This window comes from Tropicimonas sp. TH_r6, assembly GCF_033101155.1.
In the GTDB taxonomy this organism is placed as follows: domain Bacteria; phylum Pseudomonadota; class Alphaproteobacteria; order Rhodobacterales; family Rhodobacteraceae; genus Tropicimonas.
The window spans coordinates 145,994-165,075 of the sequence record NZ_JAWMPX010000008.1; the positions used below are offsets into that span (position 1 = coordinate 145,994).

General features: G+C 64.8%; 14 protein-coding genes. 9 read left to right on the forward strand and 5 right to left on the reverse strand.

Annotated features, from left to right (window positions below):
- Positions 1-5 precede the first annotated feature (5 nt).
- Genes tssK through R3X27_RS10440 form a run of 5 tightly spaced genes read left to right on the forward strand, consistent with a single transcriptional unit; the run spans position 6 to position 7,704 of the window.
- Positions 6-1,343: a type VI secretion system baseplate subunit TssK gene (gene tssK, locus R3X27_RS10420; protein ID WP_317708790.1), complete on the forward strand. Its 1,338-nt coding sequence runs from the start codon at positions 6-8 to the stop codon at positions 1,341-1,343.
- 19 nt (positions 1,344-1,362) lie between these two features.
- Positions 1,363-2,796, forward strand: a complete 1,434-nt coding sequence (gene icmH, locus R3X27_RS10425; RefSeq protein ID WP_317708791.1) for a type IVB secretion system protein IcmH/DotU — start codon at positions 1,363-1,365, stop codon at positions 2,794-2,796.
- Positions 2,796-6,365, forward strand: a complete 3,570-nt coding sequence (gene tssM / locus R3X27_RS10430) for a type VI secretion system membrane subunit TssM (protein WP_317708792.1) — start codon at positions 2,796-2,798, stop codon at positions 6,363-6,365. The genes icmH and tssM overlap by 1 nt, the downstream gene beginning before the upstream one ends.
- Positions 6,347-6,994 (forward strand): type VI secretion system-associated protein TagF, encoded by a 648-nt coding sequence (tagF, locus tag R3X27_RS10435; protein WP_317708793.1) that lies wholly within the window; start codon positions 6,347-6,349, stop codon positions 6,992-6,994. The genes tssM and tagF overlap by 19 nt, the downstream gene beginning before the upstream one ends.
- Positions 6,991-7,704, forward strand: a complete 714-nt coding sequence (locus R3X27_RS10440) for a PP2C family protein-serine/threonine phosphatase (protein ID WP_317708794.1) — start codon at positions 6,991-6,993, stop codon at positions 7,702-7,704. Before tagF ends, R3X27_RS10440 begins: the two co-directional genes overlap by 4 nt.
- Positions 7,705-7,861: 157 nt before the next feature.
- Here the strand turns inward: R3X27_RS10440 and R3X27_RS10445 are convergent, their stop codons facing one another.
- The gene (locus R3X27_RS10445) at positions 7,862-10,000 is read right to left on the reverse strand and encodes a serine/threonine-protein kinase (protein ID WP_317708795.1); all 2,139 of its coding nucleotides are present in this window, start codon (positions 9,998-10,000) and stop codon (positions 7,862-7,864) included.
- Positions 10,001-10,054: 54 nt separating this feature from the next.
- Positions 10,055-10,648: an OmpA family protein gene (locus R3X27_RS10450; protein WP_317708796.1), complete on the reverse strand. Its 594-nt coding sequence runs from the start codon at positions 10,646-10,648 to the stop codon at positions 10,055-10,057.
- A 179-nt stretch (positions 10,649-10,827) separates the two neighbouring features.
- Between R3X27_RS10450 and R3X27_RS10455 the strand changes: the two genes are divergently transcribed.
- From R3X27_RS10455 to R3X27_RS10470, 4 genes are all read left to right on the forward strand, one after another.
- Complete coding sequence (locus R3X27_RS10455) at positions 10,828-11,733, forward strand: M15 family metallopeptidase (protein WP_317708797.1); 906 nt, start codon at positions 10,828-10,830, stop codon at positions 11,731-11,733.
- Between the two features lie 26 nt (positions 11,734-11,759).
- Complete coding sequence (locus tag R3X27_RS10460; RefSeq protein ID WP_317708798.1) at positions 11,760-13,250, forward strand: caspase family protein; 1,491 nt, start codon at positions 11,760-11,762, stop codon at positions 13,248-13,250.
- 120 nt (positions 13,251-13,370) lie between these two features.
- A complete protein-coding gene (locus R3X27_RS10465) occupies positions 13,371-14,165 on the forward strand; it encodes a hypothetical protein (protein WP_317708799.1) in 795 nt (264 codons plus the stop codon).
- Positions 14,155-14,883: a hypothetical protein gene (locus R3X27_RS10470; RefSeq protein ID WP_317708800.1), complete on the forward strand. Its 729-nt coding sequence runs from the start codon at positions 14,155-14,157 to the stop codon at positions 14,881-14,883. The genes R3X27_RS10465 and R3X27_RS10470 overlap by 11 nt, the downstream gene beginning before the upstream one ends.
- Positions 14,884-14,964: 81 nt before the next feature.
- On the opposite strand, the gene R3X27_RS10475 is transcribed toward R3X27_RS10470, so the two are convergent.
- The 3 genes from R3X27_RS10475 to R3X27_RS10485 form a co-directional block, all read right to left on the reverse strand.
- Positions 14,965-15,750 (reverse strand): carnitinyl-CoA dehydratase, encoded by a 786-nt coding sequence (locus tag R3X27_RS10475; RefSeq protein ID WP_317708801.1) that lies wholly within the window; start codon positions 15,748-15,750, stop codon positions 14,965-14,967.
- Positions 15,747-17,747: an acetate--CoA ligase family protein gene (locus tag R3X27_RS10480; RefSeq protein ID WP_317708802.1), complete on the reverse strand. Its 2,001-nt coding sequence runs from the start codon at positions 17,745-17,747 to the stop codon at positions 15,747-15,749. Before R3X27_RS10480 ends, R3X27_RS10475 begins: the two co-directional genes overlap by 4 nt.
- Positions 17,748-17,867: 120 nt before the next feature.
- Positions 17,868-19,028: an acyl-CoA dehydrogenase family protein gene (locus tag R3X27_RS10485; protein WP_317708803.1), complete on the reverse strand. Its 1,161-nt coding sequence runs from the start codon at positions 19,026-19,028 to the stop codon at positions 17,868-17,870.
- Between the last annotated feature and the right edge of the window lie 54 nt (positions 19,029-19,082).

Genomic DNA, 19,082 nt, shown 5'->3' on the forward strand with positions numbered 1-19,082 from the left:
CACTGATGTCCTGGGAGAGCAAGGTACTCTGGAGCGAGGGGCTGTTCCTTCAGCCGCATCACTTCCAGCAGGCGGATCGCTACATGGAAGCGCAGCTCGGCGGTCTGGCCGGGCGGATCGCGCCCTATGCCTGGGGCGTGAGCGCGCTGGAGATCGACCGCGAGGTGCTGAAGGTGGGGCAGTTCGCCATCCGCAGCGCCTCGGGTGTCACGCCGGATGGCGCCGTCTTCCGCGTGCCGGAGACGGAGGATCATCCGCCTGCGCTGGAGGTTCCCTCGACGATCAAGGATTGCGTGGTCTATCTCAGCCTGCCGCAGCGGCGGCAGGGCGCGCTGGAGGTCGATATGACCGGGGCCGAGCTGTCGGCGGCCCGGTTACGCGCCTCCGAACTGGACGTGACCGACACGATGGGGTCGGGGCGCAAGCCCGCCACGCTGGGGGTCGGCAAGCTCAGGCTGCAATTCGCGCTGGAGGTGGACGATCTGGCGGATCGGCTGGTGATTCCGATTGCGCGGATCATCGAGGTGAAGTCGGATCAGGAAGTGGTGCTCGACACCGGCTTCGTTCCATCCGCAATGGATCTGCGGGCGGCCCAGCCGTTGCACGGCTTCCTCGGCGAATTGGAGGGGTTGCTCAATCACCGCGCAACAGCGCTGGCCGCGCGGCTGACGCAAGGCGGCACCAAGGGGTCCGCTGAGATCCAGGATTTCCTGCTCCTGCAAACGATCAACCGCGCCTTGCCACGCGTCCAGCACATGTTGGCGATCGAGAATGTTCACCCGGAGAGCTTCTTTCGCGAATGCGTCTCCCTGACCGGCGAGTTGGCCACCTTCATCGACCCGAAGATGCGCCCCCCCGCCTTCCCGCCCTACCAGCATCATGACCTGACCGGCAGTTTCGCCCCGGTGATCCGTGCACTCCGGACCTATCTCTCCGCCGTGCTGGAGCAGAACGCGGTGTCGATCCCGCTGGAGCCGCGCAAATACGGCATCTCGGTGGGTGTGATTGCCGACCGCAAGCTGATCACCACCGCCGGGTTCGTCCTCGCTGTCACCTCCGAAGCGCCGGCCGAGAATGTGCGCCGTCATTTTGCCGGACAGTCCAAGATCGGACCGGTCGAGGAAATCCGGCAACTGGTCAACTCCGCCTTGCCGGGGATCACCCTGCGTCCGCTCCCGGTCGCGCCGCGCCAGATCCCCTACACGGCCGGCTCGGTCTATTTCGAGCTCGACCCCGAGAGCCCCTATTGGGGCAAGATGACGACCTCTGGTGGCATCGCGGTTCATGTCTCCGGCTCCTATCCGGGGCTGAAGATGGAACTCTGGGCGATCCGGCAGGGTTGAGGAAAGGAACGGGAGGAACATGGCCAGCGACGATCCGTTCTCCGAAAGCGGAGATGACGAACGCACGGTGATCCGGCCCAATCCGGGCGGGCGACGGCCGGTGGCCACGCCCCAAGCGCCAACGCAACCGGCGGCGCAGCCGGGCATTGCGCCACAACAGCCCGCGCCGCCGCCGCCGCCAGCGGGCGGAGCGCCGGGCTATGGCGTGCCCGCGGGCGGCAGCCCGCAACCCGTTCGCGCCTCAGGCGAGGCCGCGCTGTTGCCGCTGGCCGCCACCGGGATCAACAAACTCGTCGCGTGCGCCGCGCCGCTTTTTGCGCTGACCTCCCGCATTTCCAACCGTGCCCAACATGCCGACCCCGACGGGCTGCGCCAGAAGGTCATCGGCGAAGTGCGTGAATTCGAGAGCCGGGCGCATCAGGCGGGCTGCTCGGACCAGGAGGTCAAGGTCGCTCGCTACGCCATCTGTGCCACGCTGGACGATGTCGTGCTCAACACGCCCTGGGGTGAGCATTCGTCCTGGTCGGTGCAGTCCATGGTGGCGACCTTCCACCGTGAGGTGGTCGGGGGGGACCGGTTCTTCGACCTGCTGGCGCGGCTGGAACAGGATCCAGCCAACAATATCGACCTGCTGGAATTCCTGTATATGTGCCTCTCGCTCGGCTTTGAGGGCCGGCTACGCGTCGAACAGGGCGGGCCGCAACGGCATCTGGAAGTGCGCTCCGGGCTGGCGCGGATCATCCGCAGCCAGCGCGGTGCCGTCGAACGCGAGATCTCGCCGCGCTGGAAGGGTCTGGAGGTGGCGCACAAGGTCCTGTCGATCTGGCGTCCGGTCTGGATTGCGCTGAGCGTCGCCGCGCTGCTGCTGACGGCGGGCTTCTTCGGGCTGAGCTGGGCGCTTGGCGGCGACACGGACCGGCTCGCGGGGCAGTTTTCCGTCCTGGAGACGGGAGCGCCACCCTCCATCGCCATCAAGGCGCCGCCCCCGCCGCCGCCCCCCGCGCCGGTGGTCAACGTGCCGGAGAAGTTCAAGGAATTCCTCTCTGCCGAGATCAAGGACGGGCTCGTCGAGGTCCTGAGCGATGGCAACACGATTGTCATCCGCATCAAGGGTTCGGGCATGTTCGCACCCGCGTCACCGATCCTGACGGAGAAATTCGTCTCGCCGGTCAATCGCGTCGCCGAAGCGCTGAATGACGAGCCGGGACCGGTCGTCGTGGTCGGACATTCGGATTCGATTCCGATCAAGTCGGCGCGCTTTTCCTCCAACATGGAGCTGTCTCTGGCGCGTGCGCGGACAGTCGAGAAGATGATTTCAGAGGCGTTCGATGAAAAGGGACGGGTTTCGGCAGAGGGCCGCGCGGACAAGGAGCCGCTGGCCTCGAATGACACCAAGGAAGGGCGGGCGCAAAACCGCCGGATCGAGGTCCTGCTGGTGAGGAACCAAAACTGATGGCTGTTCTGCGTTTCTTTACCTCGGCCTATTTCGTCATCCTGATGGTGGCGACGGCGCTGTCGTTGTGTTTCTGGTTCTTCAGTCCCTGGATCGGAACCGAGACCTGGCAGCCCTTCGCGGGCTATCTCTGGCGCGGGGTGGTGCTGGGCGTCATCTGGTTCATCGCCCTGCTGTGGATCCTGATCCTCGCCATCCGTCGGGCAAAGCGCGACGAGAAGATGACCGAGGAGATCGTCGAGGCGGTCGAGACGGATGCCGATGACGAGCTGGTCAAGGAGGAGCTGGAGGAGCTCAAGGAGAAGCTGCGCGGCGGGCTCAAGCAGCTGCGCAAATCGAAACTGGGGCGCAAGCACCTTTATGAGCTGCCCTGGTATGTGATGATCGGCCCGCCGGGCGCGGGCAAGACCACGGCCATCGTCAATTCCGGCCTGCGGTTCCCGCTGGACGGCGAGGAGGGCGTGCAGAGCTTTGGTGGCGTTGGCGGTACGCGGAACTGCGACTGGTGGTTCACCGAAGATGCCGTGTTGCTCGACACGGCCGGGCGTTACACGACGCAGGAGAGCAATGCCGAGGCCGACAATGCCGCCTGGATCGGCTTCCTCAAGATGCTGCGGAAATACCGCAAGCGGCAGCCTATCAACGGCGCCATCGTCGCGATCTCGCTGCAGGATCTTTCGTTGCAGGACGAGACCACCCGCGCCGGCCACGCCGCCGCCATTCGCCGCCGCCTCGGCGAGCTGCGCGAGGAACTGGGGGTGCGTTTCCCGGTCTATGTGCTCTTCACCAAGTCGGACCTGATCGCGGGCTTCACCGAGAGCTTCGAGCCGCTGGGCAAGGAGGAACGCGAGCAGGTCTGGGGCTTCACGCTGCCGCTGGACAAGAGCAAGGGCGCACGCTCGCCCGTGGCCGAGTTCGAAACCGAGTTTTCCGCGCTGATGGAACGGCTCAACGGCCAACTTGTCGACCGGATGCAGGCCGAGACGGACCCCGCCCGGCGCGGGCTTGTCTCGGGCTTTCCGGGGCAGGTCTCGTCGGTACGGCAGGTCGCGCAGGATTTCCTTGCCGAGGTCTTTGTCGATAGCAAATACGAGCAGCGCCACATCCTGCGCGGCGTCTATTTCACCTCCGGCACCCAAGAAGGGAACCCCATCGACCGGCTGATGCTGGGCATGGCCGAAACCTTCGGCATCGGTCGGCAGGCCATGGGCTCCGGCAAGGGCACCGGGCGCAGCTATTTCCTCACCCGCCTGTTCGAGAGCGTCATCTTTCCCGAGGCCGGGCTGGTTTCCATCGACGACAAGGTCGCTCGCCGTTACCGCTGGTCGCGGCGGCTGGCGATTCTCGCGGCGGTGCTCGTTGTGGCCGGTATCGGCGGGCTCTGGGCGCGCTCCTATCTAGGCAACAAGGCGATGCTGGCTGACGCGGCGATCCGTGTGGATGCCTATACCGAGGCTGCCGCCGTCATCCCGCCAAGCCCGGTCGGCGATACGGATTTCCCCGGCATCGTGCCGGCGTTGAACATCCTGCGCGACATGCCGCTCAACCCGGCAACGCAGGATGTCTCCCGCCCGACCCGGCTCGGCTTCGGGTTATGGCAGGGCGACCTCGTGTCCAATTCCACCGGCCAGACCTATCGCGCGGCGCTCAACCAGCACCTGCTGCCGCGCATCCTGCTCCGGCTCGACGAGCAGATGCAGTCTTCGATGAGCGACCCCGACCGACTCTACGAGGCGCTCAAGGTCTATCTCATGGTTGGCCAGCAAGGACCGCTGAACAAGGACCAGGTCCTCGACTGGATGGCACAGGACTGGGAGCAGTTCTATTCCGGCGCCGCGCGGGAAGTGCTGCGCGCCGACCTGATAGGCCATCTGGAGGCGCTGCTCGACCAGCCGATGCGCAAGGTCGAATTGAATGGACACCTGATCGAGACGGTGCGCGGTGTCATCAAGGCGATGCCGCAATCGGACCGGATCTATACCGGCATTATCAACTCGGCGGAGGTCCGCGCCTTGCCCAAGTGGCGGCTGACCGATGGCAACCCGATGATCGGGCGGGCGATGAAGCGCTCCTCCGGCGCCGCGCTCGGCGACGGGATCGACGGGATCTTCACCCGATGCTCCTTCCATGATGTCTTCGTGCCCGAGGCGCTGAAGGTCAACGAACAGCTCGCCAGCGAAGCCTTTGTGCTCGGAGCGGAGGCCGAGGAGCAGTCCGAAACCTTCAAGATCGAGACCACGGCTGGCGTTTTCCAGCTCTATTTCACCGACATGATCGGTCGGTACGAGGCGATCCTCGCCGATCTGGACATCATCCCGCTCGACTCGGTCGAGCGCGCGGTGGAGGTGACAAATGTGCTCTCCAGCCCGTCCTCGCCGATCGCCAACGTGCTTGAAGCGGTGGCCAACGAAACGCGACTGACCGAGGAATGTGTGGTTGCGGGGGAGGCGGAAGCTTCCGCCGTGGGCGATGCCGGGGGGACGGCGCTTGGACGGCTGGCCGAGATGGAACTGCGCAGTCGGCTCGGACATCGGCAGCGCATCCTGAAGGAGGCGGTCGAGGAGAGCTTCAGTGCCGCGACCGGTGCCGATCCGCGCCCGCTGGGGGCGCAGGTCGAGCAGCGCTTTGCCGGGCTTCACGAGATGACGGCACGACCCGAAGGGCAACCCTCGGAACTGGACGAATATCTCAACCTGCTCAAGGAGGTCTATCTGGAGCTCAACAAGCTGAGCATCGGCGGCGGCGCGGGCCAGATGCTCGCAAGCCCTGTTGTGCAGCGCTTCCAGCAGGCCGCCTCGCTCAAGCCGGACCCGCTCAAGCGCTGGTCCACCCAGATCACAACCAGCTCTTCCGGCATTGGCCGCAAGGGCGTGCGCACGAACCTCAACGATGAATGGGTCTCCAAGGTCGCACCGCTCTGCCAACAGGCACTGGCCAATCGCTACCCGTTTGACCGCCGCGCCCGGGCCGATGTCGCGCAGCAGGACTTTGCCAAGCTTTTCAGCCCCGGCGGGCTGATCGACGGTTTCTTCACAACCCACCTGGCCGAATTCGTCGACCAGCAGGTCAATCCCTGGGCCTTCCGCCCTGGCACCGGCGAGGATCTTGGTATCTCGCCGGCGGTGTTGCAACAATTCCAGCATGCCGCGCTGATCCGGGACACCTTCTTCGCCTCTGGCCAGCTTGGTGTGTCGCTGCAAATCACGCCGCAGGCGCTGGACCCGGCTGCGCGTGAGATGCTGCTGGAGCTGCATGGCGCCAAGCTGCGCGCGATCCGTGGCGGGCGACCGACCCCGGCCAATATCACCTGGCCGGGCTCGGTGGGGCTGGCACGGCTGACCGTGGCGCCGCCGGGCAATGGCGAGAGCGAGATCAGCCGGGACGGGCCCTGGGCCATGTTCCGCCTGCTCGATACGGGCCAGATCCGCGGCACTCCCGCACCGGACCGCAAACGCCTGATCTTCCGCGTTGGCGGCCGGCAGGTGGTGCTGGTGATGCAGCTCGGTTCCGTCAACAACCCGTTCGGCCTTCCGGCACTGGGCGAGTTCAAGTGCCCGACCTCGTTCTGATGGCGGGTGCGGCGCTCCTCGGCCCTTTCGGGGCCTTCGGGAAGATGCCCTCGCTGGGGGATTTCTTCCGTCTCGACGTGCCCCCGGGCTTCACTTCGACCTGGGATGGATGGTTGAGCGGAGTGTTGCCGGTCGCGCGCACGCAGCTCGGGCCGCGCTGGCAGGATTGCTACTACAACGCCCCGATCTGGCGTTTCTCGCTGGCACCCGGGCTGGTGGGGCGGCACGCGGTTGTCGGGGTGATGATGCCGTCGGTCGACCGTGTCGGGCGCGCGTTCCCGCTCTCGCTGGTCGCGCCGGTTTCGCAGGCTGGGCCGGAGATGCATATGGCGATGGCGAAGGGCTTCGAGGCGCTCGAGACGGTGGCGCTTGCGGCGTTGGAATTCAGCATGACGCAGGCTGACCTGCGTGACCGGCTGGAAGTGCTGTCGGGCGAATTCGAGGCGATGTCGGCTCCGACACCCGAGATCCCAGAGGCGTTTTCCGCCGCTGGAGCGGCGGGCTTCTGGAGCGCTCTGGACGGGGAGCGCGTGGACTACATGGCGACCCGGGACCTACCCGATGCCGGGACCTTTTGCGCCATGCTCGACAGGGCCGACCCGCGCTGGCGGGCGGAGGTGGAGGCGTGAGGCGGGTCCGGCATAACGCGGTCACCCATCTCGGCCATGTCCGCAAGATCAACGAGGATTCGATCCTGTCCCTGCCCGAGCGCGATCTCTGGGCGGTGTCGGACGGGATGGGCGGCCATGCGGCGGGTGATTTTGCCAGCCAGACGGTGGTCGAGGCGCTGATCACGGCGCCGGAGAATGGTAATCCGGCGGAGCGGATGCGCGCCGTCCGGCTGGCGCTGCTCACTGCGCATGACCGGGTCGTCGCCCATGCCAGCGAGCTGGGCGCGGGCACAATTGGCGCGACCGTGGTCGTGCTTCTGCTGGCAGAGGCGCATTTCATGGCCTTCTGGGCCGGAGACAGCCGTCTTTACCGGGTGCGAGACGGCCAGATCGAGATCCTGACCCATGATCATTCGGTCGTGGGCGAGATGGTCGAGGCCGGCAAGATGAGCTGGGATGAGGCCGAAGCGCATCCGCAATCCAACGTGATCACGCGCGCGGTGGGCGTGGGCGATGTGCTGGAGCTGGACAAGGTTCGCGGAGATCTCAGGGCGGGGGACCGCTTCCTGCTCTGCTCGGACGGGTTGAACAAGTATATCGGCCTCGCGGAGATGGGCGCTTTCCTGAGTGGCACACCCATAGAGACGGTCAGTCAGACCCTGGTCCAGACCGCGCTTGATCGGGGCGGAGCGGACAATATCTCGGTGGTCGTGGTCGACGCGCTTTGACATCGGGTCCGCGCGCCGATTTTCAAAAGCCGATGTTGGGCGCGGAACGCGGTCCCCTCAGGCACCACGCAGTCCGAACAGAGAGAGTATTCCGCCGCGACGATTCTGTGTGCGAGCCTTGCGCGCCGCCGAATGCCGCGCCGTTCGGCCGGGAGCCTCAGGGTTTCGCCAGGGTCAGAACTCGGCTGTCCAGTGAGGCGCCGGTGGCGTCCACCCCGTTCAGGGCTTCTGCATAGCCGGCCACGCTCTCTGTTGTCGGGCGCAGCGCGTCGAAGAGCGGCGAATCGGCATGCAGCACCAGCAGCTTGCTCTTGCCCAGCAGGCTGTCATCGACAAGGAAGGCGATCTTGTCCGGCGCGCCTTCCGAGACCGGATAGGCCACCCGGACACGCATCTCCCCGCTTTGCCCGCCACGCAGATCGGCGACCGAATTGCCGGGGCGGTTCATGTTTGGCAGCAGGTGGAAGACGCTCCCGGTCACGTCGATGATCGAGACATAGAGGAAGCCATCCTGCATTTCCGCAGGCAGGATCAGGTCGATCACCGGGTTCTCGCCGACGAAGTATCGTCCGGATGCGTTTGTCTGACCGGTCTCGCCGAAAGAGAAATCAATGCCAACACCGTCCGAGGGCAGCGCCGGCAGGCTCGCCTTGGCTTCACAGAGGGCGGGGTTGAGGATTTCGGTTTCGATGCGGATATCGCGCCCTTCGGCTGCAACCTCCAGCCGGTCAAACAGCTCCAGGCGGTTTTCGCTCGCGGGCAGGGCACCGGTGACATGGATCGTGTCACCGATCCCGTAGCCGTCGGTGGGGGCCTCGGCCAGCGCCAGCGGACCGCAGGCGGCGAAATCGGTCAGGATCGGCTCCAGCGCGTCCAGCGGCAGGAGCGGCGGATCATAAGCGATATTGCCCTCGACGCGCATCCCGTCGGGCGGGGCGGCGGCGAGCCAGGCCGTGAAGCCGTCGCGGACTTCCGCCACGCCCGTCCGCCCAGCCAGCGAGACGAGATTGTCCTCGACCCGCAGCGAATAGACATCCAGCATCTCGGCCCGTTCCAATGTCGCGTCCACGGCCTCCTGCCAGCCGGAGGCAATGTCGCCACGGGCCAGCGCGAGATCCTGTGAACCGCCCCGGTCCTCGGCGATTGCGGTGAACCGGTCGAGCATCTGCTGCGAGGGCACAACGCCGGACAGGACCGGACCACCGATCTGGCCACGTTCGACCGTCAGAACGAAGGGATCGGCCAGCGGCAGGCGGGCGCCGAAGAGCCCGCCGAACCAGGCTGCCGCGCCGCCACCGGCAAGCAGCAGCACGAGAAGGATCGGAAGGAGGGGCGAGCGCCCGGATTTCTCAGGCGCGGGTTTTGGCGGCGGGGTCTTCTCGGCCTTCGACGTGGCGGCAGGACGGATCACGGTGCCCTCCTCCTCCGCCGGCACGTTCAGCAGCGCGGCCATGGTGTCATCGACCTCGCCGCCGCTCTGGATCCTGTCGATCTCGGCCATGATCTCGCGACAGGTCTGGAAACGATGCGCAGGATCAGGCGCGGTCATTCGGGCGAGCAGCCCGGCCAGCGGTTCGGGGACATCCGAGAGGTCCAGCGGTTCTTTCTTGCGTTCGAGCACCTCCAGCAGGTTGGTGCCGGATCTCGGGCTCTCGCCCCGGAAGGTCGCCAGCAAGGTGGCGCCGAGAGAATAGATGTCGGAGCGGGCGTCGGTTTGCCCGCCAAGTTGCTCGGGCGCGGCATAGGAGAACTTGCCGGCAAATTCGCTGCCGACAATGGTGTGGGCGCCGGGATTGGCATCCTTGGCGATGCCGAAATCGATGATCACGGCCTTGGCGGGATTGCCGCTCTTGAGGATGATATTGTCCGGCGAGAGGTCGCGATGCACGATGCGGCGTTCATGCGCGGCCGACAGCCCCTGGCTGACCCGCCGCCCCACGGTGATCAGTTCGTCGGCCGGCATGCCGCCCGACTTCATCTTCGCTTCCAGCGAGGGACCGTCGACGAAATCCATCACGAGATAGATATGGCCGTCGGCGGTCCGGTGGTTTTCCGAATAGCCAACCACGGCATCGTGGCGGATATCGCGCATCTCCTCCTCGCGCCGCATCAGCACGAGGAAATCCTCGTTCCCGGCGAATTCCGCCTTCAGCACCTTGAGCGCAACAAGCCGCCCCGAGATCTCGTTGCGCGCACGGAAGACCTCCGAGGTGCCCCCCCGGCCCAGAACGGCCTCGATGCGGAACGTGTTGTTGAGCAGGTCTCCGACCTTAAAGGTCGTCTCGCCGGTCGCCATAGATTTCCGCGCCTCCCTGCGCAAACCCGCCCACCCCGGACGGGCGAAAAGGGATCAGCTGATCAGCTGGAACTCGACGCGGCGGTTCTCATCTGCGGTCGGGTCGGACGCGTTGACCGGGTGTTCTTCCCCGGCGCCGATGGCGATCAGCCGATCCTCGGCGATGCCGCAGGAACCGACAAGAAACCGTTTCACCTCGGAGGCACGCAGCATCGACAGGTTGCTGTTATAGCTTTCGCTTCCCTTGGAGTCAGTGTGGCCGACGATGCGGAAAACCTCCTCCTCCATGTTCTGCATCGCTTCGCAGAGCGCGGTCAGTTTCGGCTTCTCATTCTCGCGCAGCAGGGCGGAGTCGAAGTCGAAGGAAATGAGGATATTGATCTCCGTGCCGGCGGCGACGGGCGTGTAGACCGCGGCTTGGGTCGTGGCGGGTTCTGACGTGACGGCGGCTTCGCTGCTGGCCTGCGTGCTGCCGCCGCCATTGCTGGCAGGCGCGATCACAAGCCCGCGAGTCTTTTGCTCCTCGAAGAGCTGCTGAAGCTCCTGGGCGGACTTCTGGGAGGCATCCACGCCTTGGGCAAGGACAGGGAAGGTCAGCCCGAAAACGGCGATAACCGACGCCGTCACCGTAATAATCTTGCGGCTCATGTGAGACTCCAATGACATTCGATAACTGACGATAGCCTACAGCAGGCTTTCCTTCGCGGCAACGCAGAAGGCGGCCGGGGAAGTGCTGTTCGGACCGGGCAATCCGGGCTTGCCTGATTGACGCCGGGAGAGTTTACTCCGGGGCGAAGTTATTGATCCAAATGAAACAGGTTGACCGAATGAGATTGATTCCGGCGATCATCATCGCTGTTGCGCTCCTGATTGCCCCGGTCCTCTGGATCGTGCTGCCCCGGGCCCTCGACATTGGGCGCAAGCCGGTGCTTGGGCCGGATGCCGATGCGAGCAGTATCGCGGCGGCGGTCGAGGATGTGATCATCGAGAACCTTAACCAGGAAAACCAGGTTATCCTGTTGCAGGAGAGCGTCGAGGCGCTGCGTGACACGGTCGAAAAGCTGTCGACACGGGTGCAGAAGCTGGAGGCGGAGGTCGCGCAGGCCATGGTCTTTGGCGGACGGACGCAAGGGGGCGGAACCGGCGGCACAGGCGGCAGCCAGGACCCGATCGGCGAGATCGAAGGCAGCGAATACACCGAGGTTGTGCTGATCTTCGACCGGACCAATTTCAACAAGCCGCTATCGGTCGCCGGCTCCAGCTTCATTGTCGAGTTGCTGGGCAAGCCGCGCGAAGTTCTTTCGGACAATTGCCAGCCGATGACGAACCCGAAGCTCAAGGCGATGTTGCGCACGGAGCAGGTCGGGCCGGTGCGGGTGACGATGCTGGAGCCGGCGTTGAAATCCCTCCATACGGTGTTCGAGAATATCAAGCGGGCCGATCCCAAGCTGCACGACCTGATCAACACCGCCGGGGCGCTCTGCGTGCGCCAGATCCGGGGTACGAGCGGGCGCTATTCGAACCACGCCTTCGGGCTGGCGGTCGATCTCAACGTCAACGGGCAGCTGGACAATTTCACTGACGGCAAGACCCAGCTCGGTCTGACCATCATCGCCGATTTCTTTCACGAGGAAGGCTGGATCTGGGGGGCGGGCTTTCGCCGCGAGGACAGCATGCATTTCGAGGTCAGCAAGGAAAAGCTGCTGGAATGGCGCGCGGCTGGCCTGATCTAGGCAGCACGCGGTTGGGAGTTTCGAACGTGTTGAAGAAGTTTCTATTTCTGGTTCTGACACTCGCGCCCTTGCAGGCGGTGGCTGCGGCTGACCGCGTTGCGCTGGTGATCGGGATGGGCGGATACGAGAATGTCGAGGCGCTGGACAACCCGGTGAATGACGCGGCGGCGGTGGCCGACACGCTGGAGGGGATCGGTTTCAAGGTCACCGAACTGATCGATGCGCCGCTACAGCCGTTGCTCGAAGCACTGGAGGATTTCGCCTTCCGGTCTGAGACGGCGGAGCTGGCCTTGATCTATTTCGCCGGCCACGGGGTGCAGGTGCAGGGAGAGAACTTTATGCTGCCGGTGGATGTCGAGCCACGCAGCAATGAGGATCTTCGCCGGCAGGCGATCTCGCTGGACACGTTGCTGGCGGTGGTGGATCGGGCGCGGCGGATGCGGATCGTGATCCTCGATGCCTGTCGCAACAACCCGCTGGGCGGTGGGATCACGCTCGCCGACGATGCCAGCTCCGCCGATGCGGGCGGCGCGCGCGGCATTGGCGGTGGCGGCGGGTTGGCGGCGTCTTCGCCTGAACGCGGCACGCTGGTCGCCTATGCGGCCAAGGATGGCTCGGTGGCGCTGGACGGTGCCGGCGGCAACAGCCCCTATGCGGCGGCTCTGGTCGAGACCCTGCCACAACCCGGCGTTGAGATCAGCCTGATGTTCCGGCAGGTGCGCGACAAGGTCCTGCAGGCAACCGGCAGCCGCCAGGAGCCCTATTCTTACGGCTCGCTCTCGGGCACGCCGTTTTACATCGCCGGTCCGGCGGCGGGGCAGGGGACCCTGGCGACGGAAAACCTCGTCGCGGCCTGGTCGTCCCTGCCGGCGGAGAAGGAGCCGGAGCTGATCGCGTTGGCCGAGACGGGGGACACGCGTTCGATGGTCGCGTTGGCGGCGCGCCGGATGAATCCGGGCGGCGATTTCCGCCCCGCCGACGCGGTCAGTTGGTATGAGCGGGCAGCACAGGCGGGCGATCCACAGGCGCAGTTCCAGCTTGCCAAGATCTATGAGGATGGTCTGCTGGTGCCGGCCGATCCGGCACGCGCCAAGGCGCTGTTCGAAGCCTCCGCGGCGCAGGATTATGCCGATGCGCTCAACGATGTCGGGTTCCTCCACTTCCATGGACAGCTCGGCTTTTCGAAGGATGCCCAGCTCGCGTTGGACTTTTTCCGCCGCGCCGCCGACCAGCGCCATGCCAAGGCGCAGCACAATTTCGCCGTGCTCGTCGATCGCGGACAGGTGCCCGGCATGGGGCCAGACGTGGCTGCGGACTATCTCTATGCGGCCTTGCGTTCCGGAGTGACCGAAGTGCTGATCAACCTGCAGGAGAAGCCGGAACTCTTCAGTCGCGAGACCCGCGCCGCGCTGCAGCGCCGCCTTCAGGAGCGAAATTTCTATTCCGGCGCCATCGATGGCAGTTTTGGCCCCGGCACGGAGCGTGGGCTCCGGCGTGCCTTCGGGCTGGAAGAGTGATGCGCCCGGGACAGCATCCGGCAAAAGCGGCCTGCCCAAACGTCAAAGATTTTGAACCCATGGGGCTGTAATGCGAACATTGGGGGGAAGTGAATAGAGTTGTCAGTTTTGGAGCAGGATATGTTTAAGACGACCCGAAATCCCGGGGCAGGCGGTCGGATCGCGCGCAGCGTCGCGCTCGCGGCGACGTTCGCTGGGCTTGCCAGTGCTGCGGGTGCACAACAATCGATCAGCCACGAAGAAAAAGTCCGCGCCTTTTCCAAGAATGTGTCGTTGCTGGGAATTCCGGCGGCAACGGTGGCGCCGGACGGGCTTGTCTTCGCCGCGGTGGCCTTCACCGACAAGCGCAATGGCGTGACCGATGACTGGGACGGTTCGGCCGCTTTTGGCTTCGGGGTGGGCGTTGGCGACGACCTGTTCGACCTGCAGTTCACCGCTCATGTCACCTCGCTCGACGACGATTTTGGCGATTCAGGCTTTCTTGGGGTGCGCGCGTCGAAACGGATCGATTCAGGCGGTATTCCGACCTATCTCGGCCTCGGTGTCCGAAACATAGCGCCCTGGGGCGATGCGGATGTCGATGACGATCTGGCCTATTCCGGCTCGATCACGAGCTTTCCCGTGGCGCGGATCGGCGGCGATGTCTATCCGCTGATGCTGACCGTCGGTGCTGGCAACAAGGTGCGCGATTTCGACCGCGAAGCGGGTGTTTTCGCCGGGCTTGGCATCGGGCTTACCGAGTATTTCGGAACGTCTGTTGCCTATAACGGTGACAATATGGATGTCGGCGCCTCTTTCCGGCTGCCGGGGCTCGACAGTGTCGGTTTCAATGTCATTCTCAACGATGCTTTCGATCAAGACGATCGCCAGCGTGTTATCTTCTCGCTCAACTGGATCGCCAAAGATGTTTTCTGATCTGAAATTCCCCCTTCGTGCGGTGGCTCGGTTCTGTTTGGCCGGGCTCTTCGCTTCGCTGGCCAGTGTCGCCTTGGCTCAGTCAGAAACCGAGGATTTTTACCTTGAGATGGACGCGCCCGTGGCGGCACCGGTCGATGTGCCTGTCGAGGTGCCGGTGCCGAGCTACACGCCGATGCCGACCCTGCACCAGTCGCTTCCGGGTGTCGTGCCGGTCTTCGTTCCAGAACTGTCGCTGGACCAGCTTGGTGTTGCGGATGTGACCGCGGGGATCGATGCCGCGCGGAATTTCTGCAGCTCCCTGCCGGACGAATACCGGATTGATTGTCTCGCCGAACAGCTGGAACGGGTTGCCAAATCGCTGCCCAAGACGGCGGAGTCCCGTGAGATGCGGAAAATCCTCCACCAGACCTCCGACAAGCTGGAGAAGGTGGTCCGGGAGAATCGCGACCGCTCCAAGCCGCGTATCAGCGCCAAGTCGGCCACGGCTCCGGCGCCGACCCCGTCGCGCCCGCAACCGGCGCCGATCGCCACAAGCCGTCCGTTGAAGGCCGTGAAGACCGAGGCCCTGCCGACTGCGGAAGCGGAGGCCGCGGCGATCCTGGAAGAGGCCGGTATCCTGTTGTTGCGGTCTTCCACCCAGTCGCAGGAAACCTCGCAGCACTACCAAGCTGTTGCTGAAGCCCTGGACTCGACGGCCCTGCTGTTGCGGTCCTGAGGAGATTGACAAGACGGGTCTGGCGGGGCGGTGAATGCCGGCCCGTCCCCTATCGCCTCGTCGCGCCTTTCCCTCCCCAGATCAGCGCCCTTTCCAAACCGGATCACGCTTCTCGGCAAAGGCCTGGGCGCCTTCGAGCTGGTCTTCGGAATTGTAGAGCTTCTCGACTGTTGCGAACTGGCTGCGGGTGATCTTGTTGAGCGCATCCTGGAACTTCATGTCTTCGGCCTCGCGCACGACCTCCTTGATCGCCGCATAGACCAGCGGCGGTCCGCTTTCCAGTAACCGCGCAAGCTCCCAAGAAGTTGCCAGAAGATCCTCGGGTCGGGTGATTTCCTTCAGCAATCCCCAGTGCTTTGCCTCCTCGGCATCAAACCAGCGTCCGGTCAGCAGCAAGTCCATTGCAACGTGATAGGGGATGCGCTTGGGCAGTTTGATCGAGGCCGCGTCGGCCACCGTCCCGGAACGGATCTCCGGCAGAGCGAAGGTCGCCGTCTCCGAGGCAAGGATCAGGTCGCAGGAGAGCGCCAGTTCCAGCCCGCCGCCGCAACAGATCCCGTTCACGGCGCAGATCACCGGTTTGTCGAGACGCGGCAGTTCCTGCAAGCCACCAAACCCGCCGACCCCGTAATCGCCATCCACAGCATCGCCCTCGGCCGCCGCCTTCAGGTCCCAGCCTGGACAGAAGAACTTCTCGCCCTCCGCGCGCAGGATCGCCACTTTGAGCGTGTCGTCGTCGCGGAAGTCGCGAAAGGTCTCGCCCATGATGCGGCTGGTGGCGAGGTCGATCGCGTTGGCCTTGGGACGGTCCAGCGTCACCTCGAGAATCCCGCCCTCGCGGCGGGTCCGGATCGGTGTGTCGGTCATTCCATGTCCTTCCGTATCAGCGCATCCACGGCCACGGCGCCGCGTTCGCGCAGGATGAGCGGGTTGATTTCAATCTCTCTGTAGCAAGGCCGGGTCGCCATCAGCGATTGCAGTCTCAGGACGGCATCGACCGCAGCACCGGTATCGGCAACGGGTTGGCCGCGATAGCCTTCCAGAAGCGGCGCCAGCCGGAGCCGTTCGAGCGCTGCGCGGATCTCGGCCGCATCGACAGGCAGCACGAGCGTGACCGTATCGGCCAGAAGTTCTGCCGTGATCCCGCCGAGACCCAGTGTCAGCGTGGCCCCATAGACCGGATCCCGCCGTAGACCGACGAGCAGCTCGGCCACGCCCCCCGTCGCCATCTCCTCCAGGAGGTAGCCTTGCGCGCCCGTCATCGGAGCCTGGTCGGAAAGCGATGTCACACCGAGCCGCACGCCACCGGCTTCGGTCTTGTGCGCCATGCCGAGCGCCTTGAGGGCGAAGGGTGGGGAAAGTGTGTCTGCGGCCTCGGAGAGATACTCCAGAGACGCCCCGGTCACGCCGCGCGGAACGGGAATTCCCACCGCCTTGAGGTCGGATTTGGCCTCTGCTTCGGAGAGCAACCGTGTTGGGGTATCCTGACCGACGGCCCATGGCAGCCAATTGCTGCGACCGGTGGGCGTGGTTGCCGCCGCAAGCGCGGTCAACGCGGTTTCCAGCCCCGAAAGCGGCGCTATTCCGCGGTCTATCAGGGAAATCGCCAGCGCTTCGTCGAAATTCTCGGGCAGGGTGGCAACCGGAAAAGCCGGCTTGCCGGTGCTGCGGGCGGCGGCTTCGGCGGCGGCCAGCGAATGCATGAAAGACGCGGGGTCGCAGCGATCCGGACGAGGCGGGTCGATCACGAAGATCCCGGCGTCGTAACCTTCGAGCATCGTGGTGAAGACGGCCTCGGTGGTTTCACTGTCGCCCCAGATGTAAGTGTTGTAATCCAACGGGTTAGCTATGGGGACGCGGGGGCCGAGCAGTTCCGACAAGCGCGCTTCCTGCGCGACTGAAGGGGGCGGAAAGTCGAGAACGGATCGTTCGGTCAGGTCCGCCACGAGCGTCGCCTCGCCCCCCGAGCAGGAGAGGGAACAGAACCGCGGACCGTTGAGCGGGCCGTGGGTGTGATAGACATTCAACGTCTCGATCATTTCGGCCAGGGTCGAGACCTCGGCGATCCCGCATTGCCGCAGATAGGCCGAGGAGGCTGCGGCCGTCCCCGCCAGCGCCGCCGTATGGCTTGCGGCAGCCGAGGCGCCGGCGGCTGTCTTGCCGGCCTTGACCATGACCACCCCCTTGCCGCCCGCGCGCATATCCTGTGCGAGGCGGGCGAGCGCGACGGGGTCATCGATCCCTTCGGCATAGATGCCAAGTGCGGTGACCCGTTCATCGGCAACCAGCGCTTTGGCAAGTTCGGCCATGCCGACCTGCGCGGCATTTCCGAGACAGGCCACATAGGCGACCGGAAGGCCGCGCGCCTGCATGGTGATATTGATGGCGATGTTGGAGCTTTGCGATAGCACGGCAACACCGCGTTTGACCCGCCGCCCGCCATGCTGGTCCGGCCAGACGATGGCGCCGTCCAGATAGTTGATCATGCCGTAGCAGTTCGGCCCGAAGATCGGCATCTCACCAGCCGCTTCGACCAGTTTGGCTTGCAAGTCGCCCGCGCCGACTTCGCGCCAGCCGGACGCAAAGCAGACCGCGCCCCCCGCCCCCATCTCTTTCAATGCCTCGACAACGTTGATCGTTGCGTCCCGATTGATCCCAAGGAACGTCACGTCCGGTGCGGTGGGAAGGTCGGACAATGCGCGAAACGCCCGTCGCCCGCCGATTTCCGGGTGGCTTGGGTGCACAGGCCAGATCTGGCCGTCGAACCCCATCTTCTCGCATTGCGCGACGACATTCTGCGCCCAGACCGAGCCAAGCACGGCGATGGAGCGTGGGCGGAGCAATCTGGAGAGATCGCGGGTCATTGGCTGGCTCCTGCACTGGTCAAGATTGCGGGAGCCTCCGGCGAGCGGTTTTCCGGGTGGTTCAGAATTCCCCGGACTGTTTCCGACATGCCCCTCACTCCCCGCCGGAGACACACTGCCCTATGCTCCAAGCGGGCGAAGAAGATCGCGGCTGATGATGTGGCGCTGGATCTCCGAGGTTCCGTCCCAGATCCGTTCGACACGCGCGTCGCGCCAGAAACGTTCGATGGGGAAATCGTCCATGAGACCCATGCCGCCGAAGATCTGTAGCGTGGCGTCGGTAACGCGCGCGAGCATCTCGGTGGCGTAGAGCTTGGCCGAAGCGATTTCGCGGTTGGCGGGCAGCCCCTGGTCGAGGCGCCATGCACCGGCGAGGGTCAGCCAGTCCGCGGCGTCGATTTCGGTGATCATGTCGGCGATCTGGAAGCCGATCCCCTGGAACTTGCCGATAGGTTGGCCGAATTGCTTGCGCTCGGCCGCGTAGTTCAACGCGTAGTCGAAGCAGCGGCGGGCGCGACCGACGGACATGGTGGCGACTGTGAGGCGCGTGGCATAGAGCCAGTCATTCATCACCGCGAAACCGCCATCGACTTCGCCGAGCACCTGTGCGTCAGGCAGGCGACACGCGTCGAAATCCAGGATGCAGTTCTTGTAGCCCTTGTGGCTGACCGAGTTGTAGCCGGCGCGGACCTCGAACCCGGGTGTGCCGCGATCGACGAGGAAGCAGGTGATGCGTTTCTTTGGACCTTTGGGCGTGTCATCGACGCCCGTGGCGATGAAGACGATGAAGAAATCCGCATGTTCTGCGCCGGAAATGAAGTGCTTGGAGCCGTTCACGATCCAATCGCCGCCGTTTCGTGTGGCGGTGCATTTCATCCCGCGCACATCGGAGCCGGCATCGGGTTCGGTCATGGCCAGCGCATCCATCTTCTCGCCGCGCACCGCCGGGAGGAGATATCGATCGCGCTGTTCGCCCTCGCAGGCCATCAGGATATTCTGCGGTCGACCGAAGAAATGGGTGAGTGCCATGGAACCGCGGCCAAGCTCTCGCTCGACAAGGGTGAAATCCAGATGCGTCAGTCCCGCACCACCAACCTCTTCGGGGAAATTGCAGGCATAAAAGCCGAGATCGAGCGTCTTGCGCTTGATCTCTTCGCCCAGTTCCAGCGGCACCTCGCCGCGGCGCTCGACCTCTGCCTCATGCGGATAGATCTCGTTCTCGACGAAACTCCGCACCGTGGAGACGATCATCTCCTGCTCTTCGCTCAATCCGAATTGCATCTCTCCCGGCTCCTTCCGGCACAGGCCGGATGGTTCAAGCCCCCGGCGATCCAG